This window comes from Paraburkholderia rhizosphaerae, assembly GCF_004366595.1.
Classification (GTDB): Bacteria; Pseudomonadota; Gammaproteobacteria; order Burkholderiales; family Burkholderiaceae; genus Paraburkholderia; species Paraburkholderia rhizosphaerae.
On sequence record NZ_SORE01000021.1, the window covers coordinates 75,362 to 93,359 of the forward strand.

At 62.8% G+C, this 17,998-nt stretch carries 20 protein-coding genes; 9 read left to right on the top strand and 11 right to left on the bottom strand.

Going from position 1 to position 17,998, the window contains the following annotated elements; genetic code table 11:
- Positions 1-62: 62 nt before the first annotated feature.
- Entirely contained in the window at positions 63-956 is an 894-nt protein-coding gene (locus BX592_RS24405; RefSeq protein ID WP_134195407.1) for a LysR family transcriptional regulator, read from the top strand.
- On the opposite strand, the gene BX592_RS24410 is transcribed toward BX592_RS24405, so the two are convergent.
- The 4 genes from BX592_RS24410 to BX592_RS24425 all read right to left on the bottom strand — a co-directional run bounded on the left by BX592_RS24410 (position 934) and on the right by BX592_RS24425 (position 3,108).
- Positions 934-1,401 carry a DUF190 domain-containing protein gene (locus tag BX592_RS24410; RefSeq protein WP_134195409.1) on the bottom strand — a complete coding sequence of 156 codons (468 nt, stop codon included), beginning with the start codon at positions 1,399-1,401 and terminating at the stop codon, positions 934-936. The two genes, BX592_RS24405 and BX592_RS24410, sit on opposite strands and share 23 nt — an antisense overlap.
- A gap of 2 nt (positions 1,402-1,403) precedes the next feature.
- Entirely contained in the window at positions 1,404-1,838 is a 435-nt protein-coding gene (locus tag BX592_RS24415) for a hypothetical protein (protein ID WP_243849714.1), read from the bottom strand.
- 67 nt (positions 1,839-1,905) lie between these two features.
- Positions 1,906-2,259 carry a DUF190 domain-containing protein gene (locus BX592_RS24420; protein ID WP_134195412.1) on the bottom strand — a complete coding sequence of 118 codons (354 nt, stop codon included), beginning with the start codon at positions 2,257-2,259 and terminating at the stop codon, positions 1,906-1,908.
- 273 nt (positions 2,260-2,532) lie between these two features.
- Positions 2,533-3,108 (bottom strand): DUF1349 domain-containing protein, encoded by a 576-nt coding sequence (locus BX592_RS24425; protein WP_134195414.1) that lies wholly within the window; start codon positions 3,106-3,108, stop codon positions 2,533-2,535.
- Positions 3,109-3,334: 226 nt separating this feature from the next.
- Between BX592_RS24425 and BX592_RS33995 the strand changes: the two genes are divergently transcribed.
- A complete protein-coding gene (locus tag BX592_RS33995; protein ID WP_166676450.1) occupies positions 3,335-3,487 on the top strand; it encodes a DUF6496 domain-containing protein in 153 nt (50 codons plus the stop codon).
- A 67-nt stretch (positions 3,488-3,554) separates the two neighbouring features.
- Here BX592_RS33995 and BX592_RS24430 read toward each other — a convergent pair whose 3' ends face one another.
- Both BX592_RS24430 and BX592_RS35275 read right to left on the bottom strand, forming a co-directional pair.
- Positions 3,555-3,974 (bottom strand): GFA family protein, encoded by a 420-nt coding sequence (locus BX592_RS24430; RefSeq protein WP_134195417.1) that lies wholly within the window; start codon positions 3,972-3,974, stop codon positions 3,555-3,557.
- Positions 3,975-4,405: 431 nt separating this feature from the next.
- On the bottom strand, positions 4,406-4,537 hold the full coding sequence (locus BX592_RS35275; RefSeq protein WP_279589206.1) for a hypothetical protein: 132 nt from the start codon (positions 4,535-4,537) through the stop codon (positions 4,406-4,408).
- Between the two features lie 69 nt (positions 4,538-4,606).
- Between BX592_RS35275 and phaP the strand changes: the two genes are divergently transcribed.
- Entirely contained in the window at positions 4,607-5,164 is a 558-nt protein-coding gene (gene phaP / locus BX592_RS24440) for a TIGR01841 family phasin (RefSeq protein WP_134195422.1), read from the top strand.
- 225 nt (positions 5,165-5,389) lie between these two features.
- Here the strand turns inward: phaP and BX592_RS24445 are convergent, their stop codons facing one another.
- From BX592_RS24445 to BX592_RS34000, 4 genes are all read right to left on the bottom strand, one after another.
- On the bottom strand, positions 5,390-5,971 hold the full coding sequence (locus BX592_RS24445; protein ID WP_134195424.1) for a TetR/AcrR family transcriptional regulator: 582 nt from the start codon (positions 5,969-5,971) through the stop codon (positions 5,390-5,392).
- A 117-nt stretch (positions 5,972-6,088) separates the two neighbouring features.
- Positions 6,089-7,792 (bottom strand): ATP-dependent DNA ligase, encoded by a 1,704-nt coding sequence (locus tag BX592_RS24450; RefSeq protein WP_134195427.1) that lies wholly within the window; start codon positions 7,790-7,792, stop codon positions 6,089-6,091.
- Entirely contained in the window at positions 7,789-8,901 is a 1,113-nt protein-coding gene (locus BX592_RS24455; protein ID WP_134195429.1) for a ligase-associated DNA damage response exonuclease, read from the bottom strand. Before BX592_RS24455 ends, BX592_RS24450 begins: the two co-directional genes overlap by 4 nt.
- A gap of 308 nt (positions 8,902-9,209) precedes the next feature.
- The gene (locus BX592_RS34000) at positions 9,210-9,623 is read right to left on the bottom strand and encodes a hypothetical protein (RefSeq protein ID WP_166676451.1); all 414 of its coding nucleotides are present in this window, start codon (positions 9,621-9,623) and stop codon (positions 9,210-9,212) included.
- A 160-nt stretch (positions 9,624-9,783) separates the two neighbouring features.
- Here BX592_RS34000 and BX592_RS24465 point away from each other — a divergent pair, with 160 nt between their 5' ends.
- Positions 9,784-10,182, top strand: coding sequence for a DUF3022 domain-containing protein (locus BX592_RS24465; RefSeq protein ID WP_134195434.1), 399 nt, complete (start codon positions 9,784-9,786; stop codon positions 10,180-10,182).
- A 194-nt stretch (positions 10,183-10,376) separates the two neighbouring features.
- Entirely contained in the window at positions 10,377-12,479 is a 2,103-nt protein-coding gene (gene katE / locus BX592_RS24470) for a catalase HPII (RefSeq protein ID WP_134195436.1), read from the top strand.
- 41 nt (positions 12,480-12,520) lie between these two features.
- On the opposite strand, the gene BX592_RS24475 is transcribed toward katE, so the two are convergent.
- A complete protein-coding gene (locus BX592_RS24475) occupies positions 12,521-12,931 on the bottom strand; it encodes a DUF3564 family protein (RefSeq protein WP_134195438.1) in 411 nt (136 codons plus the stop codon).
- Between the two features lie 471 nt (positions 12,932-13,402).
- Between BX592_RS24475 and BX592_RS24480 the strand changes: the two genes are divergently transcribed.
- The 4 genes from BX592_RS24480 to BX592_RS24495 all read left to right on the top strand — a co-directional run bounded on the left by BX592_RS24480 (position 13,403) and on the right by BX592_RS24495 (position 17,984).
- The gene (locus BX592_RS24480; RefSeq protein ID WP_134195440.1) at positions 13,403-14,923 is read left to right on the top strand and encodes an alkaline phosphatase family protein; all 1,521 of its coding nucleotides are present in this window, start codon (positions 13,403-13,405) and stop codon (positions 14,921-14,923) included.
- Positions 14,924-15,000: 77 nt separating this feature from the next.
- Positions 15,001-15,927, top strand: coding sequence for an ABC transporter ATP-binding protein (locus BX592_RS24485; protein WP_134195442.1), 927 nt, complete (start codon positions 15,001-15,003; stop codon positions 15,925-15,927).
- A complete protein-coding gene (locus tag BX592_RS24490; RefSeq protein WP_134195445.1) occupies positions 15,924-16,685 on the top strand; it encodes an ABC transporter permease in 762 nt (253 codons plus the stop codon). Before BX592_RS24485 ends, BX592_RS24490 begins: the two co-directional genes overlap by 4 nt.
- A gap of 81 nt (positions 16,686-16,766) precedes the next feature.
- Positions 16,767-17,984, top strand: a complete 1,218-nt coding sequence (locus BX592_RS24495; protein WP_134195447.1) for a sensor histidine kinase — start codon at positions 16,767-16,769, stop codon at positions 17,982-17,984.
- Positions 17,985-17,998 lie beyond the last annotated feature (14 nt).

Consider the following 17,998-nt stretch of genomic DNA (forward strand, 5'->3'; position numbering starts at 1 on the left):
TTCTAGGGACTCGGTGGATATCGTTGTATTATGAAAGTAATGAATATTCATATTGCGATAATATGGAAACGCGCAATCTCAAGTACTTTCTGGCGATCGCGGATGCGGGCAGCGTGACGCGTGCCGCGGACGTGCTCGGCGTCGCGCAGCCGGCGTTGAGCCAGGCGCTGACGCGCATGGAAAAAGAGTGGGGCGTGAAGCTCTTCGAGCGGACTCGGCGTGGCGCGGCGCTGACGTCGGCGGGGCTGGCGATCGTCGACGATATCCGGCTGTCGGTCGCGCGCATCGATGCAGCATCGCAGCGCGCGCGTGCGATCGGCGCGGACCGTGCGGGGCGCCTGACGATCGGCTTTGCGTCGGCCGCGCTCTTCGATGTGCTGCCGCGCACGATTGCGGCATTGCGCGGCGCGGTGCCCGGTGTCGATCTGGTGTTGCGCGAGATGAGCAACGCGGAACAGGTGAATGCACTCGAAAAGGGTGAGATCGACCTCGGGCTGCTGCATACGCCGGTCGCGGTCAGCGGCAAGATGAAAGAAAAGCTGATCGCGCGCGAGCGCCTGCTGGCGGTGCTGCCGGATTCGTTTCCGCGCACCGGGGACGCGCCGGTTCGACTGCGCGATCTCGCACCGCACGGGTTCGTGTGGTTTCCGCACGATCAGTTGCCGGTGATTCACGCGGGCATTCTCAGCGCGTTTCGCCAGGCAGGCTGCGAGATTGAGATCGCGCAGAACGCGAACCGGTCGCTGACGGTGCTCGCGTGTGTTGCAGCCGGGTGCGGCGTCTCGCTGCTGCCGCGTTCGGTGCGCACGCTGCAGTTCAGCGGCGTGCGCTTATGCGAGATCGAGGACGGCGACGCGCTGCCGCGCTTCGAGTTGAGTGCGATCTGGCCCGCGCGCGCCCGGCCGACACTTGCGGACCGGTTCGCGGAACTGATCAGGGCTTACGAGCCGGAGTAGATCGCGCGTCGGTGGCCGGTGGGTCCTGCGGCGGCTCGTGGGGTGGCCCATCGGGTGGCTCGTTGGGTGTCGCGTGGGGTGCCTCAAGCCGCATGTCGCGCGCCGGGGCACGTCGGCGATCGTGCGACGCCGCACCGCCGATCAACCCGAATTCGACCGGCACGCGCACATAGAACACATGCGCGTTGGCCGTGCGCACGATGTCGAGCACACGCTCGGCTTCCTCTTCGGTGACGGCCATCACGATCTGCACCGGCTGATCGGCGAGCCGCAGCATATGCGCGGCGTGATGCGCGCCCGCGTGTCCGATGCCTTCCGCGCAGTTGACGACAGTCACGCCGCGAATGCCGAGCCGCCGCACTTCGCCGAGCAGCCATTCGCAGACGCTTTGATGCCCGTGCCGGCGATCCTGCCCGGTGTAAAACGTCAGTTGATAGCCGTGCATCGCTACCTCTTCGCGCGGAGTGGCGCACCGCGCGCGAGCCGGCTCGCGCTGGCGTCGCTGTCCTTCTGCGGCGGGAAGCGGGGGGGCTCGCGATGCAGCGTGTCGCGCGCATAGTCGATTGCGTCGATCAGCACCGGCGCGAGGTCGGCGACGCGCTCGCGCGTGATGCGCACTTCGACCCATTCGTGCATTGGGGAGCGCCCGTAAGGCTGGAACGCGAACGCATCGCCTCGTTCGACCAGACGCGCGGCCTTGTCCGCCGGCAGCTTGATGCCGATGCCGCTACCGTACACGCAAAACGCCAGATGCGAACCGACGAACGCGGCCGGACAGCCGAACATCGTGCCTTCACGCACCGCGGGGTCGAGATGCCGGACGTGCGAGAACACCGCGTCGAAAAGGCCCAGGTCGTGCAGAAGTCGGGGAGCGGTTTTCATGGTTGTCTCCAGTGCCAGGCGACGGGCGCTTGCGTCGGCCCTGCGACGCAAGCGCCGATGGCCTTTTTTACGGGTATTTCGTGGATTCGTCGGGCGGGTTCGTGTGCGCGCCGATCAATGCATATTCGACCGGAAAGCGCGTATAGAAGAGCGTGACGTCGCCTTGTCGCAGACGCTCGAGCAGCGAGTCGATGCGCGTTTCATCGGCGGCGACGGTAATGGCGACCGGCTGATCGATCAGTTCGAAGAAACGGGCCGCGTGGTACTTGCCATGCCGGTCGATGCTTTCGCTCGCTTCGATCACGGTGGCGCCCTGAATGCCCGCCTTGGTGATTTCGTCCAGCAACCATTGGACGATTGTCATGCGATTCGTGCGGACGCTGCGGCTGTCCGCGTACACCGTCAGCTGGCTGCCTTTCATGGCAGGCTCTCCGAAAGACCCGAACGGATGCGTCGCCGCGCAGCGTGTGTGCACTGTCGCGGTCGCAGGTGCTGCTGGCAGATTACGCCTCGCGATCTGGCGAGACAAGCGGCGCAGGCCGGACTTCTGCTGCGCGCCTGCCCGGTCCGCAGGCTTCGCTTGTTTCCGGGCTTCGGTGGTTTATTCCGCATCGGCGGATGCGCTCCGCGCAATCGCGGCCGCTCCTGCACCGATAACAACCGGTCGAAGGCAAAATTCCACGCATCAGCGGGCTTAGGTTAGATCGTGAAGCGCCTTATCGTTCGGTGCGCCGACCTGAAACTCGTCGAACTCGACGATCAGGCCGCCGCGCTCGGGCGTGCAGCACATCGGCCCGACGAAGTAGCTCGACGCATGCGGAAACGGCGCGAGCCGCAGCAGCGGCCAGTGCATGCGGTCCACGGAATATTGGACGCGCAATACGCCTTTGGCCACGCTCGCGCGCAACCAGAAGCCGCCGGTGTTGTCGATACGCGAACCGGTCGCCCAGTCGGACTGGCCGACGGTCAATACGCTGCTGAGCATCAATTGCCCGTCGGTGAATTCGACGCCCGCCTTCAGCCATTGTGAGCAATCGATCCGGACCATCAGGCCGGCCTGATCGTAAAGCGTTTCAAATCGACCCTGCACGCGCACCTGTGCCGTGAAATCGCCGGTGGTGCGCACACCGTAACAATGCCCGGAGTCGCGCGTAAAACCGTAGTGGGTTTCGCGCCAGAAATCGGTTGAGTGGTTGGTCGTCACGCGCAGGCGCTCGCCGGTCAGCGTCCATGCCGTGGGTTCGTTCAGCCATTCGCATTGTTCGAACACATCCGTCTCCTTGGGCTTTGCGTTTTGGGGGCTTGCGTGGTCTTTCCCTGGCATGCGGGCAGTGGCAAGCATAAGCCAATCATCGTCCGAGGTGCGTGGCTGTGATGTCGCGCGTCGTTGCGGGAATGGCGGTTGCTTTGATGCGCAATGCGTCGGCGACGTTGCCGTGCGCGCATCGAGCGATGCGATATCCGATCACGCGCCATTCGCGCGACAGGAGGGCACCATGCCGCTAAAGAGAGGAACTTCGAAGGAAACCGTCGGTGAGAACATCAAGACGGAAAAGAAGCAGGGCAAATCGCAGAAGCAGGCAGTTGCGATTGCATTGAATCAGGCGCGCAAGTCGGGCGCGAAGATTCCGAAGAAGGGCGGAAAGTGACGCAGGCGGGCGCCGCCGTTTTAGCGGCGGCGCCCGCGGGCCTGCTCCTGCTTCATTGCGGCGTCATTCAATCACGGTCCATGTCGAATTCGGTGCGCACACCGCGTGGCAGCCATGGCTCCTTACGGCAGCAATAAAGTTCGTAGGTCGGTTCGAAAATACCGGTTTGATCGAATGCGCCGAGTGGCATGTCGATTTCGCTCCTGTCGCCGTACTCCATGTATGCCACTGAGCCGCATACCGGACAGAAATGACGGCGTCCCAGTTCCGAACTCAGCCACGCCTGCGTGGCGCCGGACCACTCGACGTCGTCATGTTCATAGATCGCATAAGAGCCGAACGCCGACCCATGGATGCGTCGGCACGTCATGCAATGGCAGAGGCCGACGCGCTTCGGCACACCTTGCGCGCGAAAGCGCAAGGCGCCGCATGCGCAACCCCCTTCATAGATGTCTTCCTGTGGATGGGCTTCTGGTAACGATTCCATCTGGACCTCCGTATCAAGTGACTTGATTCAAGGCTCAGCAAAGCTTGGACCATAAGGATTCCGTCTGATTTTGTTCTATATTGCTATGTCATGCTGATGACACGATGGTTTAAAACACTTCGTGTTGTGAGGCAGGAATTGCCGGATGCCTCGCGATGCCAAAGCAAGAGTTTCCGGCATATCGAACCTGGCGCAAAAAAGATGCATGAAGAGGGATGCATACCAATTGAAATAACCGCTTTGCCGCATTAGGATGAGGTCCCCGGATCAGAGCCGAGCAGGCTCACAGCCATACCGGACAAGGGTATCGTCAGATTAAACGGTGGCGGTCGCGGCCAGTTCCGGCAGCGGCGCAACCCATCGATCAGGAGACATGCATGCTAAGCCCCCATGAGTTTGCAACGCTCATGCTCGTAAAGCACGCCGAACAATCAATCGACTTCGATCAGGCCGATCTTCATACGCTCATCGAACGCAAGCTCGTTGAGTTCGAGAGCGGCGCCTATGCATCCGAGCAGCCGCGGATAACCGACCGCGGTCATGCCTTGCTCGCGCGTTTTCATGCGCTTCGCTAAACCGACAGGAGACGTCGCGCTCGCATGAGCGTCGTTTCCGCAACGAGGGGTTGCTAAATGGCTAATCTTTTCCCGGAACAATTCGCTGACGCGCAGAAGGCTAATGTCGATGCGATGTATCGGTTCGCGACCGAGACGTTCAACATCTTCGAACAGCTTCTGAGGCTCAATTTGCAAACCATGAAGACCTCGCTCGATGTGCAGGCGGCACGGTGGCAGAACGCGCTGTCGGGCAATGGGGCACAGGCATTTTTAGAGGCACCGCGCGGGACGCAGACGTTGGCCGAACGGGCTACCGCGTACAACCGCCAGGTGTTCGAGATCCTGATGAATGCCCAAGCGGCACTGGCTCAACAGGCGGGCGCCCAGTATGAACGTCAGGCGCGCAAGGTTCAGACGGGGATCGACGAGGCCGCGAAAAGCGGACCGGTCGGGTCGGAAGCCGCAGTCGCCGCGCTGAACTCGATGATTCATGCGACGAACTCGTGGTACGACAGCCTGTACAAGACAGCGCGTCAGGCAGTCGAAACCGCGGAATCCAATATGAATGTCGTGGCGGAGGCGGCGAAGCGCGCGCAAACGGGCGTGCCTCACGCGTCGGCAGGCAGAAAATAGCCGCCGCGGGCATGGCCGTCGGGTGACAGCATCTGTCGAAAGCGCCTTATTGCAGCGCTTTTGACAGTCATAGAAAAGAGACGGCGCGGCACACCTGGCTGCCGCGCCGTACGCATGGTGATTTCAATGCACCGGGTAGTAACCGGGACGCGATCCCCGCGTCCAGGCGCTTTTCAGGCCCGCTATCCGGCGGGCCATTTTTTTTTTGCGCTTACCGCACCGTGACTAGCCCCGCGGCAGCAATGCATCGACTAGCGCCGATGCCGTTTGCCGCAAGCGCTTCGGATCTTCATAAACACGTTCCATCACCGCGATGCCGCGCGTCATCGTGATGATGATCGATGCGGCCTGTTGCGGCGGCACGGCGAGCTGCGCGCGTGCTTCCTTCGTATTCAGCACGCCGAATACCGTTTCTTCGAGTTCATCGAGCATGGCCTGCACGGCCTCACGCAGACGTGGCGAATCCGGGTCGATCTCAACAGCGGTCTTGGTCGACAGGCAGCCGCGCGTGGGCGAGCCCTGTGAAATAGAACGGATTGCAAACGTGAAGAATGACACTAGCGCATCGCGCAGGTCGGGCTTGTCGAGTGCCTTGCGCGCATCGGCGAGAAAGCGCCCGGCGTAGCGCTCGAATACGCGGACGAAAATCTCTTCCTTATCGCCGTATGCGTTGTACAGCGAGCCGCGCTGCACACCGGTGGCCTCGGCGAGGTCGAGCATCGACGTCGAGCGGAAACCCTTGCGCCAGAAAACTTCGAGCGCGTCGGCGAACGCGGTGTCTTCATCGAACTGTCGGACTCCTGCCATGGCTTTCCTCTTATAACGAACGGGTACCTTCGTATTTTGACATCGTTGGAAAAAATGCGCAAAGCTCAATTTGCGCTGGTCTGTGCGGCTTTGTCTGTTTGCAAAAGATTGCAAAGCTTAGCGCGCGGATGGGTCAATGAAGCCTTTGAGCGTCGCCAATGTATCGGCGTCCTCGACGTGTTTGTCGGTGCGCCAGCGCAACATGCGCGGGAATCTGACAGCGACGCCGGATTTGTGTCGAGGGCTCGCCTGAATGCCTTCGAAGCCGATTTCGAATACGAGTGTCGGTGTGACGCTGCGCACCGGCCCGAATTTCTCGATGGTGGTCTTGCGCACGATCGCGTCGACGTCGCGCATTTCATCGTCGGTCAGGCCTGAGTAAGCTTTGGCGAACGGCACCAGCGTGCGTACCCCGTTCGCTTCGTCCCACACCGCGAACGTGAAATCGGTGTACAGGCTCGCTCGTCTGCCGTGGCCCCGTTGCGCATAAACAAGCACGGCATCCACTGCATACGGGTCGATCTTCCATTTCCACCACGTGCCCGCGGCCTTGGTTCGTCCGACGCCGTAGAGCGATTGCCTGTCTTTGAGCATCAAACCTTCGACGCCGCGTGTGCGGCTTTCGCCACATAATGCGGCGAGTTCGGACCAGCTGTTCGCGTCGACGAGCGGGGAGATGCGCAGCAGGTCGTGTGCGAACGTATCGACGAGAGAGGTGGCCAGCGTGTCGAGTTGCACTCGCCGCGCGGCAAGCGGCGCCATGCGCAAGTCGGCGCCGTGCGCTTCGAGCAGGTCGTACGCGAGAAACGCGGCAGGCGATTCGGCGAGCACTTTCTTCGTGAGCAATTTGCGCGTGATGCGCGGCTGCAGACGGGCGAATGGCAAAGGCGCTTGCGCGCCTGGCTGCCACGCGAGGATTTCCCCATCGAGCACGAAGCCGTCCGGGAGCGCATCGCTGAGCGTGACGACTTCGGGGAAGCGCTCGGTGATCAGATCCTCGCCGCGCGACCAGATCCAGACGCGGCCGTCGCGCTTGACGACCTGTGCGCGAATGCCGTCCCACTTCCATTCGACCTGCCATTGCGCCGGCTCGCCGAGTGTTTCGGGCGCAGCCTGCAACGGGTGCGCGAGAAAGAACGGGTACGGCAACCCGCGTTGCGCTTCGTGCGCGGATTGAGCGATGGCAGTTGCCGCATCGGTCGCGCCGGCCGGGCCATTCCGGGCCGGTTCGGCCGGCGCGATCAGCCTCAGGTAGCGTGCGGCGTCGGGTGTTTGACGTGCATCGGTCCAGCCGACCATTCGTTGCGCAATCAACTTGTGGTCGACGCCCGCGACGGTGGCCAGCGCGCGTACGACAAGTTGCCTCGCGACACCGACGCGAAATCCGCCGCCGATCAGCTTGGTCAACAGGAAGCGGCCGCTCCAGTCCAGTTCGTCCCAGTAGTCGACGAGGCGGGTGCGCAATGTGTCCGGCGCGGCGCCGCGCAAGGGCAGCACGCGCTCCTCGATCCATTGCGTAAGTCCCAGTCCGGACGTGCGCGCGGCCGGCGGCAGCACATGCGCAATGGTTTCGGCGAGGTCGCCGACCGCCTGATACGACTCGTCGAAGAGCCACTCCGGTAGACCGGCCCGTTCACGCGCAATCTCGCTCATCAGGCGCGTGGGAACGGTTTGCCGCGGTTTGCCGCCGGCGAGGAAGTACGATGCCCATGCGGCGTCCTCCGGCGGCGCGGCGGAAAAATAGGTTGTCAGCGCATCGAGTTTGTCGCGGGTGGACGTGGTCGCGTCGAGCGCGGTATAGAGTGCGGCGAAGCGCTTCATTGGGGCGGCGCCTCCGTGTGTTCGGGAGCAGTCGCGCGCGGGTCGGGTGACGCGCACGCCGCGGTGTCGTCCGCGGCGCTTTCTTTAGCGCCTTGTGCATCGGCTTCGACGCTGTCGCCGCTGTACTCGGTCGCGAACGCGGCGGCGTCGAGGCCCTGTTCGCGTAGCCAGCGGACCATCGGCTCCACCTGACCGTGGGTGACGATCACGCGCGTCGCACCGGTTGCGGCAATCGCCGTTTGCAGCGCGGGCCAATCCGCGTGGTCCGACAGCACGAAGCCGCGATCGACTCCGCGCCGCCGACGGGTTCCGCGCAAACGCATCCATCCGGACGCGAACGCGTCGCTGTAATCGCCGAAGCGCCGCAGCCATGCGCTGCCTTGCGCGGACGGCGGGGCGACGATCAGCGCTTCGTTGAAGATCGACTTGCTCTTCGCGGCAATGCTCGCGACGTTGTGCGTGTCCTGCAACGCGACGCCCGCGGCGCGGTACGCGCGATTCAGCGGCTCGATCGCGCCGTGGCAAAACACGGGACCGATCGCCGCGTCGATGCTGGCAAGAACGCGCTGCGCCTTGCCGAACGCGTAGCAGAACAGTACTGACGCGCGCCCTTGTGCCGCGTTGTGGCGCCACCATGCGTCGATGCCCGCGAATATCGCGGGCGGCGTGTCCCATCGATAGATCGGTAACCCGAAGGTCGATTCGGTGATGAACGTATTGCACCGCACGGCTTCGAACGCCGCGCAGGTCGGATCGGCGTCGAGTTTGTAGTCGCCGGAAGCGACCCACACGTCGCCGCGATGCGCAACACGCACTTGTGCCGAGCCCAGCACGTGTCCCGCCGGATGCAGCGAAACATCGACACCGTTGATCACGATGCGCTCGCCGTACTCGACGGTTTGCAAGCTGATGCCGGGTAGCCGGGACAGAAGTACCCCCGCGCCTGCTGCCGATGCGAGGTAATGACGATGGCCGACGCGGGCGTGATCCGCATGCGCGTGCGTGATCACGGCCCGGTCGACCGGCTGCCAAGGGTCGATATGGAAGTCGCCCGCGGGGCAATACAGGCCTTCCGGGCGCGCGACGATCAGGTCCGCTGGTGTCGTCAATCGCGGTCTCCGTGATGCGCGATGCGATACGCGCGTGCGGTTAGTTTAATCGTGGAGAGGGGGCCGGGTGAGCGGGATGCGCCGGCGCGATGCGGTGAGTGTCCTCCATCGTTTTGGGTGTGTCGGTGTGTATTGGCGTTTCGGAGGCGCTGTCAATGTCGTACGGTTGATCCGCACGCGATACGTTTGAAGTGGCGCGCCTGCGTGAAGCCGACGCGCCACTTTGACTGGCTCCGACTACTGCGTTTTGCCCGCGTCGAGCTGACTACCAAGCTTCACGTGTGATTCGCGCGGTAGTTGGCTTGCGGTTATTCGCCGTTGCGCAGCGTATCGCCTGTCGCGCCTGACGGGGTACCTGGCGACGTATTTGGCGCCATGCCGCCGTTGCCTGGCGCCATGCCGCGATTCATCGGCCGCTGCTGCGGCGAGGCGCCCGTGCCGGTACCGACGCCGCCGCCGGTGCCCGTTACGCCCGGGCTACCGTAGCCGCCATTCGAATTCATTCCGGGCCGGTTCATCCCGCCGTTCGCGCCAGTGCCTGGTGTCGCGACACCGCCTGCTCCGCCTGTCGTGCCGCCGCCTGCGCCGACACCGTTGCCGTTACCCGCGGTGCCGCCACCCGCGCCACCGCCCGCGCCGCCGGCACCCGCTTGAGCAAAGACGCCACCGGACAGTGCCATCACCAGCGCTGAGGCAAGAAGCTTCTTCACAGTGCTTTTCATCGTCGGATCCTCCGAGAAGGGTTCATGAACACGAGCGGTTGTTGCTCGCCCTCAACCGTTTGATCGCGCAAACGCTGTGCCGCGTTCCGAAGGACGCATTCGATTCGCGTGGGAACGGCGGTTGCGCGAGAGAACTCTGCAATAGCAGCGGGGGAACGACATGGATCAATCGATCGATATGCAGCAACGCGTGAACGAGCTCGAACATGCGCTGTCGCGACGCTTCGCTTCAGCGTCGACGTCGGTCACGCACGTGGCTGATTCGGCCGGGCGGTTGACGCTCCAGGTGTCGTGGATCGCGTCGGCTGCGCAGATGAATATTCTCGACGCGCGTTGCGCATTGAGCGTGGTGCTCGCGCCGCGCGTGCTCGGCCGTTACGCATCGATGAACACCGCTACGCGAGTACGCGCGCGGGAGCGTCTAAGCGGTATCGCCGGCGATGTCGCGCGCGACGCGCAACGCGACGGTCATTCTGGCGAGTGCAATGCAACGCTCGATGTGAGCGAGCCGATGCTCGAGGAAGCGGCGCGCCAGCTGACCAGTGCACCGCGCGACTAGTGCACCTCGCGGTCCGTGCGGCTCACCGCTGTACAACCGTGCAATGACCGCATGGCGCTGTCCGCGCGTGCCCTGCAGGCCCAACGCTCAACACAACGCAGGAACAGCCATTGCGGTGCGGTCCGCAATGTAGTTAATCGTGCCGTGTAGTTATTCACGCAGTCATCGCATAAGCCAATAAGGAGCGCACCGAAATGGCAAGCAAACCCCGCAAGCAAACCGCCGGCTCAACCTCGACGGATGCCAGGTCCGAGGCGCTCGAAAGCTCGCGCTCGCGTCCTGCCGGCGAGGCGCTACGCACCAACCAGGGCGTGAAGATCGCCGACAACCAGAACACGTTGCGTGCAGGTCCGCGCGGGCCATCGTTGCTCGAGGACTTCATCATGCGTGAAAAAATCACGCACTTCGATCACGAGCGCATTCCCGAGCGCATCGTGCATGCGCGTGGCTCGGCCGCACACGGCGTGTTTCAGGTCTATGAACCGATGACCGAATTCACGAAGGCGGCTTTTTTGCAGGACCCGTCGGTGCAGACGCCGGTCTACGTGCGCTTTTCGACGGTCCAGGGACCGCGCGGCTCCGCCGATACGGTGCGCGATGTGCGCGGTTTCGCGGTCAAGTTCTACACGACCGAAGGCAATTACGATCTGGTCGGCAACAACATGCCGGTGTTCTTCATTCAGGACGCGATCAAGTTTCCGGACTTCGTGCATGCGGTGAAGCCGGAGGCGCCGAACGAAATGCCGACAGGCGGCTCCGCGCACGATACGTTCTGGGACTTCGTATCGCTCGTACCCGAATCCACGCATATGGTGCTGTGGACGATGTCGGATCGCGCGATTCCGCGCAGCCTTCGCACGATGGAGGGCTTTGGCGTGCACACGTTCCGCTTCGTCAACGGCGACGGCAAGGCGCGCTTCGTGAAGTTTCACTGGCGACCGGTGCTCGGATCGTACTCGCTGCTGTGGGATGAAGCGCAGAAGATCGCCGGCAAGGACCCGGACTTTCATCGGCGCGACCTGTGGCAAGCGATCGAGCGCGGCGATTTCCCCGAGTACGAACTGGGCGTGCAACTGATTGAAGAGAAGGACCAGCACACGTTCGGCTTCGATCTGTTCGATCCGACCAAGCTCGTGCCCGAAGAACTCGTGCCGGTGAGGGTGATCGGCAAGATGACGTTGAACCGCAATCCGGACAACTTCTTCGCGGAGACCGAGCAGGTCGCGTTTCACCCCGGGCACATCGTGCCGGGCATCGATTTCTCGAATGATCCGCTATTGCAGGGGCGTTTGTTCTCGTACACCGATACGCAGATCAGCCGGCTTGGTGGCGCGAATTTCCACGAGATTCCGATCAACCGGCCGCTGGCGCCGAACGTGAACAATCAGCGTGACGGCATGCACCGGCAAACGATCAACGTCGGTCAGGCGTCGTACGAACCGAACTCGCTCAACGATGCGTGGCCGAAGGAAACCGACCCGGCGGCGCGTGACGGCGGTTTCGACAGCTATCCGGAGCCGCTTGAAGGAACCAGGGTTCGCGTGCGCAGCGAATCGTTTGCCGATCACTTCTCGCAAGCCGCGCTGTTCTATCAAAGCATGAGCGACGTCGAGAAAGAACACATCGCGGCGGCGTATCAGTTCGAGCTGGGCAAAGTCACGCATCCCGCGATTCGTGAGCGGGTCGTCGATGAAATTCTCGCGAACTACGATCTCGACCTGGCGAAGACGGTGGCGTGGGGGCTTGGGCTGCCTGCGCCGCAAAAGGGCTCGAAAGCGGTGGGCAAGCAGCAGCCATCGCCGGCACTGAGTCTGCTCAATCGCGTGAAGCCGGGCATCAGGACGCGCAAGATCGCGTTGCTCGCCGCGCCGGGTGCGGACGAGGCTTCAATCGACGCGATTCGCAAGGCGCTAGAAAGTGAAGGCGCCGCGCCTGTGCTGATTGCACCGACGCTCGCGCCGATCGGCGCAATGCATCCGGACGCGACGCTTGCGGGGATGCCGTCGATCATGATCGATGCGGTGATCGTGTGCGGCGGCGACGCGAGTGCGAAGACGCTCGCGCAATCTGGCGACGCGCGGCACTTCGTGCTCGAGGCATTCAAGCATCTGAAGGCAATCGCGGCGTTCGGCGCGGGACGCGATGTGTTGAAAGCCGTTCAGTTGCCGGACGACGCCGACGGCGTCGCAACCGGTGGCGATAGCGATGTGAACGCAATACTGAAGAAGTTTATTGATGCCGCCGGTCAGCACCGCGTCTGGTCGCGCCGTGGCGCGGCCGAATTAGTGCCGGCGTAGAAGGCGGCGCGGCGGCCGGCATGACGGCAATGCGGCGCGGCTTACCGGCCGCGCGCGCGGCGCACAGGCTCCTCGGTATGCATGACGCTCGCCCGATTGCCCGCCGGCGGTATCCGATGCGACGGCTCGTTGCGTTCAACCGCGCGCAGCCGCCAGTGGCCATTCACCGACTTGTGCCGCAAGCCGGAAACCCAGTTTGCACTGCCTTGCGCCGCGTGGATGTTGCCGCGCCGGTCAATGTTCATGCCGTGCAGTGTGACGAACGGTTCGTCGCAGCCGTGGTCGCAGAGCATCAGTACGCCATCGACATCGTGCATATCGCCCGTCTTGGGCAACTCGATGCCATGGCGTGTTTCGAGCGACCAGTCGAGGTGTTCGGTATCGAGCCACAGCACCGCATATTCGTGGCCGTTGGTCGGGTCCGGTGTATTGATCAGGATCGACAGACGCATGAAACCTCCCCATTAAATTAGCCGGTGGTTCGGCGCGACGTCTGTCCTGCTTGGCTCACCGTTAGCGCGCGATGGGCTCGCGCGCGGCATGGAATTCACAGAAAAAACTTAGGTCATCCACCCAAAAGGTAGTTCGGCAATCTCGCAAGTCAAGCAACGGATGTTCCATTGGAGGTACGCGATGAGCGCGTATGCCAGATGCGGGCGGGGCATTCTTGGCGGTACGCGGCAAATCGGCGCACGTGCGTACAAACTGCAAACGCCTGTGCATATTACGCGCGCGGCATCATCGATCCGGCACGTCCGGACGCTGGTCGATGGATTGCAAGTCCTTGCACCGCACTGCGAATGCTCCAGGTTTGACGGGTTGGGCTCGGGTATGCCGGATGCTGAATGCGCGCATCGGTAGCGATATCGATAGCTGCTTCGCACAGGGTCACTACCAACAAGCTACCAATAAGGACATTCGCAATGAGCCCGCCGCTTTTCCCCACCCGCAAAACCCATTCGAGCCCTTCATCCGCGCAGAGCACTGACGAACCGGATTGGGTGCGCAGACAACTCGTTGCGGCGATCGTCGGTTCGGTTGCGCTGTCGGCTTGCGGAGGGGGCGGCGGTGGTGACGATCCGGGCTCGGGCCCGACGCCGGCCGGCACGGCCATCGGCCAGATTCCGCCGGACCGTGCGAGTCTTCCGCGACCCGCGTTGCCGGACCCGGGCGCGTCGGGTATCGACCATATCGTGCTGGTCACAATGGAGAACCGCTCGTTCGATCACCTGCTCGGCTGGGTGCCGAACGCGGAAGGCTTGCCCGCCGGGCGGCAGTTTACCGATGCGTTCGGCGAAGTGCGGACGCCGTTCGCGCTAGCCTCGAACCCGGCATATGGATTTCAGGCATGTTCGTTCGCCGACCCGAACCATGCATACGACGCGGGGCGCGTGCATCTTGCTAATGGCGCAATGAATGGCTTCCTGTTGACGCAGAATACGAGTCTTACGCGCGGCGACCTGCTGCCGATCGGATTTTTCCAGCAGGCGGACCTCGATTTCTACCGCGGCGCGGTGCCGCTCTATACGGTCTGCGACTACTACATGAGCGGCATTCTGGCCGACACGTTTCCAAACCGCGTCTATCTGCATAGCGGTGAAACGGACCGTCTAAGCGACACGCTCGATACGTCGTCGCTGCCGACCATCTGGGACCGGCTCGACGCGAAAGGCATCACATCGGGTTACTACTTTCACGATGTGCCGTTCACCGCGCTGTACGGCACACGCTACGCGGCCCGCTCGAAGCTGTTCGCGCAGTTCCTCGCGGATGCCGCGGCCGGCTCGCTGCCGTCGTTCTGCATGGTCGACCCGAGCTTCGGCGGCGAAGCGCAGGGCATCTCGAACGATGACCATCCGCACGCGGACGTGCGCAACGGTCAGGTGCTGCTCGGCCAGATTTACGACGCGCTGCGCACGAGTCCGACCTGGAGCTCGACATTGATGATCGTCGTCTACGATGAGTGGGGCGGCTTTATGGACCACGTCGCGTCGCCGGTAAAGCCGGTGTCGGCCGCCGAGCAGGCGCTCGGTAACGACGGCCGGCTCGGCTTTCGCGTGCCGTGCCTGTTGCTCGGGCCGCGCGTGAGCGCCGCGAAGGTCGCACGTTATCCGTTCGACCCAAGCTCGATCCATCAGCTGCTGATGTGGCGCTTCGGCCTCGATCCGCTCGGCGTGCGCGCGACCGATCCGAACACGTTTAACCTGGCGTACGCGCTTGATCTGACCGACCCGCCGCGCACCGACGCGCCGCCGATTGCCGTCACGCAAGGCACGTTCGGCTCCGCCTGTCCGATTGCGCCGTCAGGGGCGAGCGGCGTCGGCTCGATCGACAATGCGCAGCAAACCGGCGCGCCGGCGTCGGGTGCGCTCGCGCAGAGCATGCCGGGCGGCCGCTTCGCGGAACTGCGCGCGAAGGCGACCACATTAGGCTTCCCGCAGTAGTGCGCATGTCCGTGACGATGATGAATCTTCGATGACCGCGTCGGCAAAGCGGGGCCGTATCTGATATCGTCGCGGGCATGCCGCCAATCATATCGATCTCCAACCTGTCAAAAACGTACGCCTCCGGTTTTCACGCGCTCAAGCGGATCAATCTGTCGATCCAGCGCGGGGAGATCTTTGCGTTGCTCGGGCCGAACGGCGCGGGCAAGACGACACTGATCAGCATCATCTGCGGGATCGTCAGGGCGTCCGAAGGATCCGTCAGCGTCGACGGTCACGACATTCAGACCGACTACCGCGCCGCGCGCGAGCTGATCGGCCTCGTTCCGCAGGAACTCACCACCGACGCGTTCGAAACCGTGTGGGCCACGGTGTCGTTCAGCCGCGGGCTGTTCGGCAAGCCGAAGAACCCCGCTTACGTCGAAAAGGTGCTGCGCGACCTGTCGCTGTGGGAGAAGCGCGATAACCGCATCATGACGCTTTCCGGCGGTATGAAGCGCCGCGTGCTGATCGCCAAGGCGCTCGCGCACGAGCCGCGCGTACTGTTCCTCGACGAGCCGACCGCGGGTGTCGATGTCGAGCTGCGGCGCGATATGTGGCGCCTCGTGCGTTCGCTGACCGCGAGCGGCGTGACGGTCGTGCTGACCACGCACTACATCGAGGAAGCGGAGGAAATGGCCGACCGCATCGGCGTGATCAATGCGGGTGAGATTGTGATCGTCGAACAGAAAAGCGAGCTGATCCGCAAGCTCGGCAAGAAGCAGTTGCTGCTGCATCTCGAGGCGCCGCTCGCGGCGGTGCCGTCGGCGCTGTCCGGCTATGGGCTCGAGCTCGGCAACGGCGGCTCCGAACTCATCTATACGTACGACTCCGAGCGCGAACGCGCGGGTATCGTCACGCTGTTGAACGATCTGAATCATGCGGGTATCCGCTTCAAGGACCTGCAAACGTCGCAAAGCTCGCTCGAAGATATCTTCGTGAGCCTGGTGCGGGGGCAATCATGAATCTGTACGCGATCCGCGCAATCTACCGCTTCGAAATGGCGCGCACCGGCCGCACGCTGATGCAAAGCATCGTCGCGCCAGTTATTTCCACGTCGCTTTACTTTGTCGTGTTCGGCGCGGCAATCGGCTCACGCATTCGGGAAGTGGAAGGCGTGTCATACGGCTCGTTTATCGTGCCGGGGCTGATCATGCTGTCGCTGCTGTCGCAGAGCATTTCGAATGCGTCATTCGGTATCTATTTCCCGCGCTTCACCGGCACGATTTACGAACTGCTTTCCGCGCCGGTGTCGTATCTGGAGATCGTGATCAGCTATGTCGGCGCGGCGGCGACGAAATCGATTGTTCTCGGTCTCATCATTCTCGCGACCGCGGGGCTGTTCGTGCCGCTGCAAATCCAGCATCCGCTGTGGATGGTGCTGTTTCTCGTGCTGACGTCGGTCACCTTCAGTCTGCTGGGTTTTATCATCGGCATCTGGGCCGACAACTTCGAGAAGCTGCAGATCGTCCCGCTGCTTATCATCACGCCGCTGACGTTTCTGGGCGGCAGTTTCTACTCGGTCGCGATGCTGCCGCCGACATGGCGCGTGGTCGCGCTGTTCAATCCGATCGTTTACCTGATTAGCGGTTTTCGCTGGAGCTTTTACGGGCTCGCCGACGTGAGCGTCGGTATCAGCCTCGGCATGACCGCGCTGTTTCTTGCCGTTTTCCTCGCGGTGATCGCGTGGATCTTCAAAACCGGGTACCGGCTCAAGTCGTAGTACGATGGACATCGGTGATGGTCCGGCGTATGCGCCACCGGTCCGTCTACATTCGTCGTGCTTCGTCGCAGGGACCCGCCAATGGCTGTGCAACCATCACGACCACTGCGCCTTTTTGCCGACTACCTTCGCCTGGAACGGGTCAATCTGACCGAACGATGGATGAAGGCGGTATTCAACGACGCCGATCTCTCGGAGTCCGATCGGCTCACCCATGAGCAGTTATCCGATCACGTCCCCGAGATTCTCGGAGAAATCTTTAGCGCGCTCGAAGACCAGGACCTCGACGAGGTCGAGCCATCCATCGAGCGCAATGCGAGGCAGCACGGCAGACTGCGCTGGAAGCAGGGCTACCGGATCGACGAGCTGGTGCGCGAACTCGATCTGCTGCGCCAGGTTCTGATGGGCGCGATCGACAGTTTTGCGCAGGGTCATCCGACATTCACGCGGCGCCACGAGGAACGCGCAAGGCATTTCGTCGACGAGGCGATCAGCTTCGTCACGCTCACTTCCATTCGCGAGGTGGTGACCGAGCGCGACCGGAAAATCGACGAATACACGGGCCAGCTCGAGCGCGCGAATCACGAGTTGCTGCTCAAGCAGAAGCTGGTCGGCGAATTGTATGAATCGCGGATGCAGATCACGCGCAGCGTTGTGCACGATCTGCGCAATTTCCTGAATGTGTTCGCGATGGCGTTGCAGATGATCGCGCGCGCACCGGCCAGAACCAATGCGGCGCTCGCGTTGGCGAACCGGCAGGCGGCCGACATGAAAACGCTGGTCGACGAACTGGTCGAATATTCGATCGTGCTCGGCGATAACAACCCGTTGGCGACGGAAGCGTTCGACCTGCGGGTATTGTTCGACGAACTGGTTGCGTCGTGCGGTCCCGCAATCGAAGCGAAGGGCTTGCGTCTCGTGCACCGGTTCGATCCGCAGCTGCGGACGATTACGACCAACCGGTTGAAGCTTAAGCAGGTCGCGCTCAATCTGCTGACCAACGCGGCGAAGTATACGAAGGTGGGCGAGGTCGAACTCGATATGCGCGCGCATGGCGATGCGCATTGGCGGCTGCGTGTGTCGGATACTGGAGTTGGTATTTGCGCTGAAGATCAGCAGCGCGTATTTCGCGAGTTCGAGCGCGCGAATCAGGACGATGTGCCGGGCGCCGGACTCGGCCTCGCGATCGTCAGCGAATTGTGTCGCAAGCTGCACGGCGAACTGCGTTTTGCATCGCACGAAGGGGAGGGTACGACCTTCGAGATTACATTCCCGTTGCGGCTTGACCCGGGCGGGTGATGCGGACGCTATGG

Coding starts and splice junctions, on each gene's coding strand:
- BX592_RS24405 (WP_134195407.1), top strand. CDS start 63: ATGGAAACGCGCAATCTCAAGTACTTTCTGGCGATCGCGGATGCGGGC.
- BX592_RS24410 (WP_134195409.1), bottom strand. CDS start 1,401: ATGCACGGCTATCAACTGACGTTTTACACCGGGCAGGATCGCCGGCAC.
- BX592_RS24415 (WP_243849714.1), bottom strand. CDS start 1,838: ATGAAAACCGCTCCCCGACTTCTGCACGACCTGGGCCTTTTCGACGCG.
- BX592_RS24420 (WP_134195412.1), bottom strand. CDS start 2,259: ATGAAAGGCAGCCAGCTGACGGTGTACGCGGACAGCCGCAGCGTCCGC.
- BX592_RS33995 (WP_166676450.1), top strand. CDS start 3,335: ATGCCGCTAAAGAGAGGAACTTCGAAGGAAACCGTCGGTGAGAACATC.
- BX592_RS24430 (WP_134195417.1), bottom strand. CDS start 3,974: ATGGAATCGTTACCAGAAGCCCATCCACAGGAAGACATCTATGAAGGG.
- BX592_RS35275 (WP_279589206.1), bottom strand. CDS start 4,537: ATGAAAACGCGCGAGCAAGGCATGACCGCGGTCGGTTATCCGCGGCTG.
- phaP (WP_134195422.1), top strand. CDS start 4,607: ATGGCTAATCTTTTCCCGGAACAATTCGCTGACGCGCAGAAGGCTAAT.
- BX592_RS24445 (WP_134195424.1), bottom strand. CDS start 5,971: ATGGCAGGAGTCCGACAGTTCGATGAAGACACCGCGTTCGCCGACGCG.
- BX592_RS24450 (WP_134195427.1), bottom strand. CDS start 7,792: ATGAAGCGCTTCGCCGCACTCTATACCGCGCTCGACGCGACCACGTCC.
- BX592_RS34000 (WP_166676451.1), bottom strand. CDS start 9,623: ATGAAAAGCACTGTGAAGAAGCTTCTTGCCTCAGCGCTGGTGATGGCA.
- BX592_RS24465 (WP_134195434.1), top strand. CDS start 9,784: ATGGATCAATCGATCGATATGCAGCAACGCGTGAACGAGCTCGAACAT.
- katE (WP_134195436.1), top strand. CDS start 10,377: ATGGCAAGCAAACCCCGCAAGCAAACCGCCGGCTCAACCTCGACGGAT.
- BX592_RS24475 (WP_134195438.1), bottom strand. CDS start 12,931: ATGCGTCTGTCGATCCTGATCAATACACCGGACCCGACCAACGGCCAC.
- BX592_RS24480 (WP_134195440.1), top strand. CDS start 13,403: ATGAGCCCGCCGCTTTTCCCCACCCGCAAAACCCATTCGAGCCCTTCA.
- BX592_RS24485 (WP_134195442.1), top strand. CDS start 15,001: ATGCCGCCAATCATATCGATCTCCAACCTGTCAAAAACGTACGCCTCC.
- BX592_RS24490 (WP_134195445.1), top strand. CDS start 15,924: ATGAATCTGTACGCGATCCGCGCAATCTACCGCTTCGAAATGGCGCGC.
- BX592_RS24495 (WP_134195447.1), top strand. CDS start 16,767: ATGGCTGTGCAACCATCACGACCACTGCGCCTTTTTGCCGACTACCTT.